This window comes from Micromonospora sp. NPDC023814 (assembly GCF_040639595.1).
In the GTDB taxonomy this organism is placed as follows: Bacteria; Actinomycetota; Actinomycetes; order Mycobacteriales; family Micromonosporaceae; genus Micromonospora.
This window is the reverse complement of sequence record NZ_JBFAAF010000027.1, coordinates 30,964-43,099: the sequence shown is the minus strand read 5'-3', so window position 1 is coordinate 43,099 and position 12,136 is coordinate 30,964. Positions and strand designations below refer to the sequence as shown.

Sequence of the window (12,136 nt, the reverse complement as noted above, 5' to 3'; positions counted from 1 at the left end):
GTGCCGATCATGCGTGCCGCCTTCGCCTCCCGTTTCGACGACGCCAACCCGCTCGCCGCGCTCACCGTCGGCGAGCAGCCCGAGCCCACCCACCCGGCCGACGACTGGGTGACCGTGCAGGTGCGGGCCAGCTCCCTCAACCACCACGACCTCTGGTCGCTGCGCGGCCTGGGGCTGCGCGCGGAGCAACTGCCGATGATCCTCGGCTGCGACGCCGTCGGCGTGGACCCGGACGGCAACGAGGTCGTCGTCTACCCGGTGGTCGCCACCCCGGGCGACCCGCGCGGCGTCTCCATCCTCTCCGAGCACATCCCCGGCACGCTGGCCGAGCGGGTCGCCGTACCCCGGTCCAACCTGGTGCCGCTGCCGGCGGGCCTGGCGGCGACGGACGCGGCCTGCCTGCCGACCGCCTGGCTGACCGCGTGGCGGATGCTGACCACCGTGGGTCGGGTCGACGACGCCGACGCCGTGCTGGTCCAGGGCGCCGGGGGCGGCGTGGCGACCGCGGCCGTCGCGCTCGCCGCGGCGATGGGCAAGCGGGTGTACGCGACCAGCCGCGACGCCGGCAAGCGGAAGCGGATCGCCGAGCTGGGCGCCACCGCCGTCGAGCCCGGCGCCCGGCTGCCCGAGCGGGTCGGCGTGGTGATCGAGACGGTCGGGGCGGCCACGTTCGACCACTCGCTGAAGTCCGCCGCGCCGATGGCCCGGATCGTGGTCTCCGGCGCGACCGCCGGGCACGAGCCGAAGGTCAACCTGCGCCGGGTCTTCGCCATGCAGCTGGAGATCCTGGGCACCTCGATGGGCACCCCCGACGAGCTGTCCGCCCTGCTCGCGTTCTGCGCCGAGCGGGGCGTGCGCCCGGTGGTGGACTCGGTCGTCCCGTTCAGCCGGGTCGCCGACGCCTTCGCCCGCCTGCACTCCGGCGAGGTCTTCGGCAAGGTCGTCGTCGACCACACCGCCTGACGGCCCCCGGCGGCCGCGCCCGCTCGCCGTCCGGCGGGGCGCGGCCGCTCAGAGGCGGTTGTCGAGGGTGGCGATGTCGTGGCGGGTGGCGTCGGTGGGGATGCGGCGCTTGGCGGCCTCGTCGCCGTAGAGGGACCAGCGCAGGAACTCGACCGTGGTGTCCGAGACCACCCGCAGGGCGTCGCCGTCGCTGAGCAGGGCCCGGCCGTGGTCGCCCTTCGGCAGGCTCAGCATGGCCTTCGGCCAGGGCACCTTGTCGTAGGCGGCCTTGCCGGCGGCGTACTCGACCACCTCGTCGGCCTCGCCGTGCACGAAGAGCTGCGGCGCGGCGGCGCCCGCGAAGGCGGTACCGACACCGAGCGCGGTGCCGGCGAAGACCACCCCGGCGTCCAGCCGTTCGTCGCGGCCGGCGGTGAAGAGGCCGATCGTGGTCACCCCGCCGGCCGAGTGCCCGGCCGCGGCCACCCGGTCGGTGGCCAGCCGGCCGCGCAGCGGGTCGCCGCTCCGGCCGTCGAGGGCGAGCACCCGGGTGAGCGCGTACGACACGTCGGCGGGCTGGTTGAGCACGTCGAGCACGTTGCCGTCGCCGCCCCGCGCGGTGTGCGGGAAGGTCGGGGCGGCCACCACGAACCCGGCCGCCGCCCAGCGGGTCAGCAGCGTCTCGTAGTCGGCCGGCCGCCCGTTCAGGCCGTGGCTGAACATGACGACGGGAAACTTCCCCCTGGCTGCCGCCGCCGAGCGCTCCGGCTGCCCGCCGGCCTCCCCGGCCGCGGGGTACCAGACGGTCACCGGCAGCGGCCGGTCCCCGTCGCGGTTCAGCTCGAGCTGTCGTACGCCGACGGCGAACGCCTTCTCGGGGGCGGTGCCGGCGGGCACCAGCGGCGCCGGGGTGCTCGCCTTCGGCGATTCGACGGGAGCGGCCGGGCGGGCGACCGGACCGGCGTCGGCGGAGCAGCCGACCAGACCGGCGGCGAGCATGGCCGTGGCGAGCAGGGCGGGGGTGGCGCGACGCGACATGGCTCCGATTGTGCCTCGCCGCGCCACCCGCCCCACCCGGGATCGACGCAGCGCGCCGGCCGCGTGACCGGCTCGTGCCGGCTCGTCCGACTCGGGTGCCGGACGCGACGAGGCGGGTCCGCTCGCCCGGTTCGCCGGTCGGCCGGGCGTCAACCGGTCACGGGCGGGGCGTCGGCGCCGGCGGCGCGGAGGCGCGCCAGATCGGCGGCGTCCTTGGGGCGGCGGGGGCGCCCCGGCATCCAGACGGGAAACATCTCCTTGAACTCGATCTGGGCGGCCACCGAGATCACCGGGACGGCCAGCGGGCCGATCCGGCCGGGCGGACCGGTCAGCATGCCGTCGGGCAGCGGGGTGCCCGCCCACGGGCCGGCGCCCACCACCACCCGGCCGGCCGCGTCCCGCGCCAGGTACGCGACGCTCACCTCGACGTCGTCGCGGACCAGGTCGAGCTGCATGTGGACCGGCATCCTCGGGTCCGGCCGCCAGCCGTGCGCCCGCAGCAGGCCGGCCAGCCGCTCCGCGTCGGCACGCCAGCAGTACCAGTCGACGTCGACGTGCGGCCGGGTCACCTCGCCCAGGTGGAAGTCCATCGCCCAGCCGCCCCGCAGCCACACCTCGATGCCGGCCGCCGACGCCAGCCCAACCAGCTCGGCGATGCCGTCGAGTTGTCGCCCCGCCAGACCGTCCACGGCGGCACCGTAGCCCGGCGGCCGTCCCCGCGCCACGGCGTTACCCGTACCGGGGGCGTCCAGGGCGGCCGGTGCGGCGGTCAGCGGGCGGAGCGGGTCTCGAACGCCGTCACGCCCGGAAGGCGGGCGCCGCCGGGCAGGCGCCGGCCGGCGTCCGGGTCGCCGTAGAGGGTCCAGCGGAGGAAGTCCGTGGTGGTGGCGAGGACCTGGTCGAAGCCGTGCCGCCCCGGGGTCAGGTACTCGCCGTGGCCCTGACCGAGCAGGCTCAGGAAGGCGGCCGGGCCGGTCGTGCGGTCGTACGCGGCCCGGCCGACCGACGCCGGCACGATCGGGTCGGCCGTGCCGTGCACGAACAGCAGCGGCGCCGCCGGGCCGGCGAAACTGCCCGCCATGCCGCCGCCGGCGATCACGATGCCGGCCCGCAGCCGCCCCGACCGTCCCGAGGTGAACATCCCCGCCGTGGTGAAGCCGCCCGCCGAGTGGCCGGCGGCGGCGAAGCGGGTGACGTCGAGGTGCCCGGCCAGCGGGTCGCCGCGCCGGGCGTCGAGCCGCACCAGGTGCCGGACGAGCCGCCAGCCGTCGGCCGGCTGGTGGCGTACGTCGGCGCGGCTGAACCGGGGCGTCCCGCGCCGGGTGTGCGGGTAGGCCGGGGCGGCCACCACGAAGCCGGCGGCGGCCCAGCGCGTGGTCAGCCCGGCGTGCAGCTCGGGGAGGCTGTGCAGCCCGTGGCTGTAGACCACCACCGGGAACCGGCCCGCCGCCACCGCGTCCCCGTCCGCCGGGTACCAGACGGTCACCGGCAGCGGCCGAGCCGAGGTGGGGTCGACGGTGAACGTCCGTACCCCGACGGCGTACGTCGTCTCGGGGGCCGGACGGGCCGGCGGAGCGCCGCTCCCGGGCGCGGCGGTGGCCGGCGCGCAGCCCGCCAGCAGCGCCGTCATCAGCACGGCGACCAGCCGCTTCACCCCCACCGTTCCACGGTAGGTGCCCGACTGCCCGGATCGTCCCCGCCGTCCGGCCCGGACACCCCCGCCACCCGGCCGGACTCGGTCCACCGGCCGGACCGACCTGCCGCCGGGGAGCCCGCGGGGGACCGCCGCGCGGGGCCGGCTTGGCTAGGGTCACCGGCATGCCTGAGAACCACACCGACCCGAGCGGCAACACCGCGGCGTTCCGCGCCTTCGCCAACACCGCCGAGCCCGAGGCACCGGCCGGCGCGTCCCGCACGCCGCTGCTCGTCGGCGGGGCGGCGGTCGCGGTCGTGCTGGTCGCCCTCCTCGCCTGGCTCGCCCTGGGCTGAACGGCGTGGAGCCACCGGGCGACCCGGAGCCGGGCGCGGTGGAGGCGCCACCCGACGCGGCGCGTCCGGAGCGTGGCCCGGGCCGGTGGACGGACCTCCGCTCCCGCCTTCGCGGCCTGCACCGGCGCACCGCCGTCATCGGCCTGGTGTTGCTGGTCGCCGGGCTGACGAACGCGGTGGCCACGGGGGCGTACAAATGGCACCTGCACGCGAAGGCGGAGCGGCTGCGGGCGGACGGCGTTCCGGTCCGGGCCACCGTGACCGACCGGCGCGACGACGTCGGGCGCGGCGGCGGCACCGACACGGTCCGGGTCTGGTACGTCTACGAGGGCGTCCAGCGCACCCGGCGGATCCGCTGTGGCTCGGCCGGTGGCTGTCTCCACGAGCCGCCGGAGGTGATGACGCTCTGGGTCGACCCGGAGCGCCCCGCGGAGTTCGTGGCCGCCAACGGCAACACCGACGACTCGGTCTTCTTCCTCAACTCCTGGGGCGGCATCCCGTTCGGGCTGCTGGTCGCCGCGTTGGGCGGGGCATTCGTGTTCGCGGCCCTCGTCCCGACGGGGATGTTCGACCGGCCCACACCCGCACGACTCCGCAGAGGGCCCGGACGCGACCGGGTCCGGCGCACCCGGGCCGCGCGGCGTCGCGGGAAGACTCGGCGCTGAGGCCGGCGGCGACCGCGCGCCGAACTCGACCGCCGGCGGGGCCCGACGCCCCGACCCGCCCGGGCCGTGCCCGGGGTGGTCGGTCAGCCGACCGCGCCGACCACGGCCCGCGTCTGGAGGGCGATCTCGCGCTCCTCGTCGGTGCCGAGGACACAGACCGTCACCTCGGCGCCCTCGGGTGAGATGACCCGGTCGCCGCTGCCGGCGTTGCGCTCCGGGTCCACCGCGATGCCGAGCCGGTCCAGGCCGGCCAGCGCGGCGGCGCGCACCGGCGCGGCGTGCTCGCCGACTCCGGCGGTGAAGGCGATCGCGTCCACCCGCCCGAGCAGCGCGTAGTACGCCCCGACGTAGCCGGTGATCCGCCGGCAGTAGACGTCGAAGGCGAGCGTGGCCGCCGGATCGCCGTCCGCCCGGCGCCTGAGGACCTCGCGCATGTCGTTGGCGCCGGTCAGCCCGAGCAGGCCGCTGCGGTGGTTGAGCAGGTCGTCGATCTCGTCGACGGAGAGCCCGCCCTCCCGGCGCAGGTGGAAGATGACGGTCGGGTCGAGGTCGCCGCTGCGGGTGCCCATCACCAGGCCCTCCAGCGGGGACATCCCCATCGAGGTGGCCACGCTCCGGCCGCCGGCGACCGCGCAGGCGCTGGCCCCGTTGCCCAGGTGCAGGGTGATCGTGTTCACCTCCGCGTACGGGCGGCCGAGCAGCTCGGCGGCGCGCCGGGACACGTACGCGTGCGAGGTGCCGTGGAACCCGTACCGCCGGATGCCGTACCGCTCGGCGGTGTCCCGCTCGACCGCGTAGGTCGCGGCGGCCTCGGGCAGCGTGGTGTGGAACGCGGTGTCGAAGACGGCGACCTGCGGCACGTCCGGCAGCGCGGCCAGGGCGACCTCGATGCCGGTCAGGTTGGCGGGGTTGTGCAGCGGCGCGAGCGGGATCAGGTCGCGGATCGCGGCGAGCACCGCGTCGTCGATCAGGACGGGCTCGCCGAACCGCTTGCCGCCGTGGACCACCCGGTGCCCGACGGCGGCGAGCCCGGCCAGGTCGAGCCCGGCGAGGATCTGCCGGACGGCGGTCTCGTGGTCGGCCGGGCCGCCGCCCGGTTCGCCGACCCGCTCCACGGTGCCCCTGTCGAGCACCCGGTCGCCGTCGAAGAGCCGGTACTTCACCGACGACGACCCGCAGTTGAGTACGAGCACCCGGCTCATGACGACTCCTCGGCGGCGGCCTGGATGGCGGTGATCGCCACGGTGTTCACGATGTCCGGCACGGTGGCTCCCCGGGACAGGTCGTTCACCGGCCGGCGCAGGCCCTGCATCACGGGCCCGACGGCCACTGCCCCGGCGGAGCGCTGCACCGCCTTGTACGTGTTGTTGCCCGTGTTCAGGTCGGGGAAGACGAAGACCGTGGCCCGGCCGGCGACCGCGCTGCCGGGCAGCTTCGTCGCCGCGACCGCCGGGTCGATCGCCGCGTCGTACTGGATCGGCCCCTCGACCAGCAGGTCGGGGCGGCGCTGCCGGACCAGTTTCGTGGCCGCCGCGACCTTCTCCACGTCGGCGCCCGCCCCGGAGCTGCCGGTGGAGTAGGAGAGCATGGCGACCCGCGGCTCGATGCCGAACCGGGCGGCGGTGTCCGCCGAGGAGATGGCGATGTCGGCGAGCTGGGCCGCGTCCGGGTCGGGGTTGACCGCGCAGTCGCCGTAGACCAGCACCCGGTCGGCCAGCAGCATGAAGAAGACGCTGGAGGCGACCGAGACCCCCGGCACCGTACGGATGATCTCGAAGGCCGGCCGGATCGTGGCGGCGGTGGTGTGGGTCGCCCCGGAGACCATCCCGTCGGCGTGCCCGGTCTGCACCATCAGGGTGCCGAAGTAGTTCGGCTGGTCGACGATGTCGTGCGCCAGCTCGGCGGTGACCCCCCGGTGGGCGCGCAGCTTCGCGTACTCGACGGCGAACTCGTCGCGCCACTCGCTGGTGACCGGGTCGACCACCCGCGCGCCGGTGATGTCGATGCCCAGCTCGCGAGTCCGCCGTACGACGTCGTCGGGACGCCCGAGCAGGGTGATGTCGGCGACGCCCCGGCGCAGCAGGATCTCCGTCGCCCGCAGGATCCGCTCCTCCGCCCCCTCGGGCAGCACGAGGTGCCGGCGCCGGGCCCGGGCCCGGTCGATCAGGTCGTTCTCGAACATCAGCGGGGTGACCCGCCCGGAGCGGCTGACCCGCAGCCGGCGGGCCAGGTCGTCGGTGTCCACGCAGCGCTCGAACGCGCCGAGCGCGGCCTCCACCTTGCGCGGGTTGGCCGCGCTGGGGCGGCCCTCGATCCGGCTGGACGCGGCCACCGTGTCGTAGCTGTCGCTGGGCACGGAGAGCACCGCGAGCCCGGTGCTCAGCCCCTCCACCAGCCGCATCGCGCGCGGGTCCGGCTGCTCGCCGAGGGTGAGCACCACCCCGGCGACCGAGACCTGCCCGGCCACGTGCGCCGCGCTCGCCGCCACCAGCAGGTCCGCCCGGTCCCCGGGGGTGATCACCAGGGCGCCCTCGGTCAGGTGGTCCAGCAGCGTCGGCACGTGCGCCGCGCCGACCACGTAGTCGAGCACGTCGCGGCCGAGCGCGTCGTCGTCCCCGGCCAGCAGCGTGGCGCCGAGCGCCGCCGCCACCTCGGCCACCGTCGGCGCCGACACGGTCGGCACCTCCGGGATGGCGTACGCGGGGACCGGCAGGTCCGGCAGGGCCATCGGGCCGGGCACCCGGTTGGCGACGACCGCCAGCACCGTCGCCCCGAGGTCCTCCAGATCGTGGTACGCCCCGCGCGCCGCCGCCGCGATCGCCGCCGGCTCCTGCCCGAAGCCGTCGACCACGGGCACCACCACGCTGCCGAACTCGGTGGCCAGCCGGGCGTTGAAGGCCAGCTCGCGGGGCCCGGCGCCGTCGCCGCCGTCGGCGAAGTCGCTGCCCACCACGACCACCGCCGGGCAGCGCCGCTCGACCTCCCGATAGCGCGTGACGATGCCGGCGATCAGTTCCTCCCGCCGCCCGTCGGCGACCAGCGCGGTGGCCTCGGCGTACGTGGTGCCGCTGAGGTCGGCCAGCGGCAGCCCGATCCGGTACCGGTCGCTGAGCAGGGCGAGGATCGGGTCGGGGCCGTGCCCGCCGACCAGCGGCCGGAACGCGCCGATCCGCTCGACCTGCCGGGACAACAGCTCCGCCAGTCCGAGCGCGACGGTCGACTTGCCACCGCCGGATCCCACGCTGGTCAGGTACACACTCCGCGCCACGCACCCACCCTAGAAGATCGCGCCCCCCTCGGCCCGGGACCTTAGCCCCACCCGCCCGGGCCATTGATCATGAAGTTGTTGTCGCCCGCCTCGGGGCGTGTCGCGACACCAACGTCATGATCAACGCAAGGTGAGGGGGCGGGTCACTCGTCGTCTTCGTCGTCGAGGCGCGCGAGCCAGGTGGCGAAGCGCTCGATCGGGGTCTCGAACTCGGGGTTCAGGTCGACGAAGTCGCGGAGGCGCTCGCCGAGCCACTCCATGCTGACCTGCTCGTCGCCCCGGCGTTCGACCAGTTCCTCGATGCCGCGGTCGGTGAAGTACATGTCGTCCGTTCCTCGCTCGTCTGTCTGCTGTGTGTGGGCGTCCCGACCGTCCCGGGGCGGACGCCGGCCGGGACCGCCTCGGACGGGCCGGGACGCCGACGGGGCAGAGCCGTCAGGGTGACGGGCTCTGCCCCGGTGCGCTCGGCGGTGCGGTCAGGTCACGGGCGGGGGAGAGCCGCCTCGATCAGCGCGGTCTGCTCCACGTCGTGCATCTTCGCCGAGCCGACGGCCGGGGCGGCCGCGGCCGGACGGGAGATGCGACGCAGCCGGACGTCGGCCAGGTGCTCCAGCAGGTTGAGCGCGACGAACGACCAGGCGCCCTGGTTGGCCGGCTCCTCCTGCACCCAGGCGTAGTCCTCGGCGTTCGGGCACGCCGCCAGCGCGGCCCGGATCTCCTCCACCGGCATCGGGTAGAGCTGCTCCAGCCGGATGATCGCGGTGTCGGTGATGCCGCGCTCCTGCCGGGCCTGGAACAGGTCGTAGTAGACCTTGCCCGAGCAGAGCAGCACCCGCTTCACCGCCTCCGGCGCCGGGGCGCCCGGGTCGCGCAGCACCGGCTGGAAGGTGCCGGTGGTGAACTCCTCGACGGAGGAGACGCAGAGCTTGTGCCGCAGCAGCGACTTCGGCGTGAACACCACCAGCGGCTTGCGCTTCGGCGAGAGCGCCTGGCGCCGCAGCAGGTGGAAGTAGTTCGCCGGGGTGGTCGGGATGGCCACCCGCATGTTGTCCTCGGCGCACATCTGCAGGAACCGCTCCGGGCGGCCGGAGGTGTGGTCCGGGCCCTGGCCCTCGTGGCCGTGCGGCAGCAGCAGGGTGACCGCGGAGCGCTGGCCCCACTTTACCTCGCCGGAGGAGATGAACTCGTCGATCACCGACTGGGCGCCGTTGACGAAGTCGCCGAACTGCGCCTCCCAGCAGACCAGCGCGTTGATGTTCTCCACCGAGTAGCCGTACTCGAAGCCCATCGCCGCGTACTCGCTGAGCAGGGAGTCGTGCACGAAGAACCGGGACCGCTCGCCGTCGCCGGTCAGCGACTGCAGGGGGAGGTGGTCCTGGCCGGTCTCGGCGTCGACCACCGCGGCGTGCCGCTGCACGAAGGTGCCCCGGCGGGAGTCCTGACCGGCGAGCCGGACGGTGATCCCGTCGTGCAGCAGCGAGCCGAACGCGATGATCTCGCCGAAGCCCCAGTCGATGTTGCCCTCGACGGACATCTTGGCCCGCCGGTCGAGCAGCTGCTGGATCCGCTTGTGCGGGGTGAAGCCCTCCGGCAGGTTGACGTGCGCCTCGCCGATGGCCTTGACGACGCCGGCGTCCGTGGCGGTCTCCACCTGCGGCTCCGGCTCGTCCTCCCGCTTGGGGCGGCTGAGCTGGCGCGGCATGGTGGCCGCGTCGCGGGTGGCCTTGAAGACCCGCTCCAGCTGCGACTGGTAGTCGCGCAGCAGCTCCTCCGCGTCCTCCACGGTGATGTCGCCGCGCCCGATCAGCTCCTCGGTGTAGAGCTTCCGGACGGACCGCTTCGAGTCGATGATCTTGTACATCTGCGGGTTGGACATCGACGGGTCGTCGCCCTCGTTGTGCCCGCGCCGGCGGTAGCAGACCATGTCGATGACGACGTCCTTGTTGAACGCCTGCCGGTACTCGAAGGCCAGCCGGGCGACCCGGACCACGGCCTCGGGGTCGTCGCCGTTGACGTGGAAGATCGGCGCCTGGATCATCCGGGCGACGTCGGTGCTGTAGAGGCTGGAGCGGCTGTACTCCGGGGCGGTGGTGAAGCCGACCTGGTTGTTGACCACCACGTGCACGGTGCCGCCGGTGCGGTAGCCGCGCAGCTGGGAGAGGTTGAGCGTCTCCGCCACCACGCCCTGGCCGGCGAAGGCGGCGTCGCCGTGCACCGCGAGCGGCAGCACGGTGTAGCCCTCCAGCTTGAGGTCTATCCGGTCCTGCTTGGCCCGGACGATGCCCTCCAGCACCGGGTCGACGGCCTCCAGGTGCGACGGGTTCGCCACCACCGAGACCTTGACCGCGTGGTCGCCGTCCGGCGTGGTGAACTTGCCGTTCTGACCCAGGTGGTACTTCACGTCGCCGGAGCCCTGCGTGGAGCGCGGGTCCAGGTGCCCCTCGAACTCCGAGAAGATCTTCTCGTACGGCTTGCCGACGATGTTCGCCAGCACGTTGAGCCGGCCGCGGTGGGCCATGCCGATGACGACCTCGTCCAGCCCGTCCTCGGCGGAAGCCTCCAGCACCTCGCCGAGCAGCGGGATCAGCGACTCGCCGCCCTCCAGCGAGAAGCGCTTCTGCCCGACGTACTTGGTCTGCAGGAAGGTCTCGAACGCCTCGGCGGCGTTGAGCCGGTTGAGCACGTGCTTCTGCTCGTCCGGGGACGGCTTCTCGTACTTGCGCTCGATCCGCTCCTGGATCCAGCGCCGCTCCTCCGGGTCCTGGATGTGCATGTACTCGATGCCGACCCGGCGGCAGTACGAGTCGCGCAGCACGCCGAGAATGTCGCGCAGCTTCATCCGCTGCTTGCCGGCGAAGCCGTTGACCGGGAACTCGCGGTCCAGGTCCCACAGGGTCAGCCCGTGCTGGAGGACGTCCAGGTCCGGGTGCTTGCGGATCTCGAACTCGAGCGGGTCGGTGTCGGCCATCAGGTGCCCGCGCACCCGGTAGGCGTGGATCAGCTCGTGCACCCGGGCGGTCTTGTTGATCTGGCCCTCGCTGTTGACCGCGACGTCGCGCATCCAGCGCACCGGCTCGTACGGGATCCGCAGCGAGGTGAAGATCTGGTCGTAGAAGTCGTGCTCGCCCAGCAGCAGCTCGTGCATGACCTTGAGGAACTCGCCGGACTGCGCGCCCTGGATGATCCGGTGGTCGTACGTGCTGGTCAGGGTGATGACCTTGCTGACCGCCAGCTCGGCCAGGGTGGCCTCGGACATGCCCTGGTAGGGGGCCGGGTACTCCATCGCGCCGACGCCGATGATCGCGCTCTGCCCCTGCATGAGCCGCGGCATCGAGTGCACGGTGCCGATGCCGCCGGGGTTGGTCAGCGAGATCGTGGTGCCGGAGTAGTCCTCCATGGTCAGCTCGTTGCGGCGGGCGCGCCGGACCACGTCCTCGTACGCCTGCCAGAACTGCCGGAAGTCCATCTGCTCGCAGCCCTTGATGGACGGGACCACCAGGTTGCGGCTGCCGTCCGGCTTCACCAGGTCGATCGCGATGCCCAGGTTGACGTGCTCGGGCCGGACCATGACCGGCTTGCCGTCGACCTCGGCGAAGGAGTTGTTCATCTCCGGGTGGGCGACCAGCGCCCGGACCATCGCGTACCCGATGAGGTGGGTGAAGCTGACCTTGCCGCCGCGCCCACGGGTGAGGTGGTTGTTGATCACGATGCGGTTGTCGACCAGCAGCTTGGCCGGGACGGCGCGCACGCTGGTGGCGGTCGGCACGGCGAGCGAGGCGTCCATGTTCTGGACGATCTTCGCCGCCACGCCGCGCAGCGGCGTGGTCTGCGGGCCGGTGGCGGTCGGCTTGGTCGGCGCGGGCTTGGCCGGGGCGGCCTTCGCGGGCGCCGGCTTGGCCGGGGCGGCCTTGGCGGCCGGCTTCTCCGGCTTCTTCTCCGCCGGCTTGGCGGCGGCCGGCTGCGCGACCGAGGTGGTCGCCTCCTGCTGCCCGGCGGGCTCCGGCCCGGCGGCCGGCTTCGGGGCCTGCTTTTCGGCGCGGGGCGTGCCGGCGCCGGGCGCCGGACGGTAGTCCGCGAAGAAGTCGTGCCAGGCCGAATCGACGCTGGTGGGGTCGGCGAGGTAGCGCTGGTACATCTCCTCGACGATCCACTCGTTCGGGCCGAAACCCGCCAGTGGGTTCTCCTGCGAAGTCTGCTGGGTCGACACGGCCGGTAATCGCCTCTTTCACGCGGG

10 protein-coding genes are annotated in these 12,136 nt (G+C 74.1%); 3 read left to right on the top strand and 7 right to left on the bottom strand.

From position 1 onward, the window contains the following. On the top strand, positions 1-963 hold the full coding sequence (locus AB0G14_RS16690) for a zinc-binding dehydrogenase (RefSeq protein ID WP_357698138.1): 963 nt from the start codon (positions 1-3) through the stop codon (positions 961-963). A gap of 48 nt (positions 964-1,011) precedes the next feature. On the opposite strand, the gene AB0G14_RS16685 is transcribed toward AB0G14_RS16690, so the two are convergent. The 3 genes from AB0G14_RS16685 to AB0G14_RS16675 form a co-directional block, all read right to left on the bottom strand. Further along, complete coding sequence (locus AB0G14_RS16685) at positions 1,012-1,980, bottom strand: chlorophyllase (RefSeq protein WP_357698136.1); 969 nt, start codon at positions 1,978-1,980, stop codon at positions 1,012-1,014. A gap of 149 nt (positions 1,981-2,129) precedes the next feature. After that, positions 2,130-2,669 (bottom strand): aminoglycoside adenylyltransferase, encoded by a 540-nt coding sequence (locus AB0G14_RS16680; protein WP_357698134.1) that lies wholly within the window; start codon positions 2,667-2,669, stop codon positions 2,130-2,132. An 80-nt stretch (positions 2,670-2,749) separates the two neighbouring features. Then, entirely contained in the window at positions 2,750-3,640 is an 891-nt protein-coding gene (locus AB0G14_RS16675; protein ID WP_357698132.1) for an alpha/beta hydrolase, read from the bottom strand. 158 nt (positions 3,641-3,798) lie between these two features. On the opposite strand from AB0G14_RS16675, the gene AB0G14_RS16670 reads away from it, so the two are divergent. Both AB0G14_RS16670 and AB0G14_RS16665 read left to right on the top strand, forming a co-directional pair. Further along, positions 3,799-3,969: a hypothetical protein gene (locus AB0G14_RS16670; RefSeq protein ID WP_357698130.1), complete on the top strand. Its 171-nt coding sequence runs from the start codon at positions 3,799-3,801 to the stop codon at positions 3,967-3,969. Positions 3,970-3,974: 5 nt separating this feature from the next. Beyond that, positions 3,975-4,634 carry a DUF3592 domain-containing protein gene (locus tag AB0G14_RS16665; protein ID WP_357698128.1) on the top strand — a complete coding sequence of 220 codons (660 nt, stop codon included), beginning with the start codon at positions 3,975-3,977 and terminating at the stop codon, positions 4,632-4,634. An 83-nt stretch (positions 4,635-4,717) separates the two neighbouring features. On the opposite strand, the gene AB0G14_RS16660 is transcribed toward AB0G14_RS16665, so the two are convergent. The 4 genes from AB0G14_RS16660 to AB0G14_RS16645 form a co-directional block, all read right to left on the bottom strand. After that, positions 4,718-5,836 carry an acetate kinase gene (locus AB0G14_RS16660; protein ID WP_357698126.1) on the bottom strand — a complete coding sequence of 373 codons (1,119 nt, stop codon included), beginning with the start codon at positions 5,834-5,836 and terminating at the stop codon, positions 4,718-4,720. Next, on the bottom strand, positions 5,833-7,902 hold the full coding sequence (pta, locus tag AB0G14_RS16655; protein ID WP_357698124.1) for a phosphate acetyltransferase: 2,070 nt from the start codon (positions 7,900-7,902) through the stop codon (positions 5,833-5,835). Before pta ends, AB0G14_RS16660 begins: the two co-directional genes overlap by 4 nt. A gap of 143 nt (positions 7,903-8,045) precedes the next feature. Next, positions 8,046-8,225, bottom strand: a complete 180-nt coding sequence (locus AB0G14_RS16650) for a DUF6104 family protein (RefSeq protein WP_357698122.1) — start codon at positions 8,223-8,225, stop codon at positions 8,046-8,048. Between the two features lie 158 nt (positions 8,226-8,383). Further along, entirely contained in the window at positions 8,384-12,109 is a 3,726-nt protein-coding gene (locus tag AB0G14_RS16645) for a multifunctional oxoglutarate decarboxylase/oxoglutarate dehydrogenase thiamine pyrophosphate-binding subunit/dihydrolipoyllysine-residue succinyltransferase subunit (RefSeq protein ID WP_357698120.1), read from the bottom strand. Between the last annotated feature and the right edge of the window lie 27 nt (positions 12,110-12,136).

Bases quoted from the DNA above. Each gene is read 5' to 3' on its own strand.
- AB0G14_RS16685 (WP_357698136.1), bottom strand. From the start codon at position 1,980: ATGTCGCGTCGCGCCACCCCCGCCCTGCTCGCCACGGCCATGCTCGCC.
- AB0G14_RS16650 (WP_357698122.1), bottom strand. From the start codon at position 8,225: ATGTACTTCACCGACCGCGGCATCGAGGAACTGGTCGAACGCCGGGGC.
- AB0G14_RS16660 (WP_357698126.1), bottom strand. From the start codon at position 5,836: ATGAGCCGGGTGCTCGTACTCAACTGCGGGTCGTCGTCGGTGAAGTAC.
- AB0G14_RS16670 (WP_357698130.1), top strand. From the start codon at position 3,799: ATGCCTGAGAACCACACCGACCCGAGCGGCAACACCGCGGCGTTCCGC.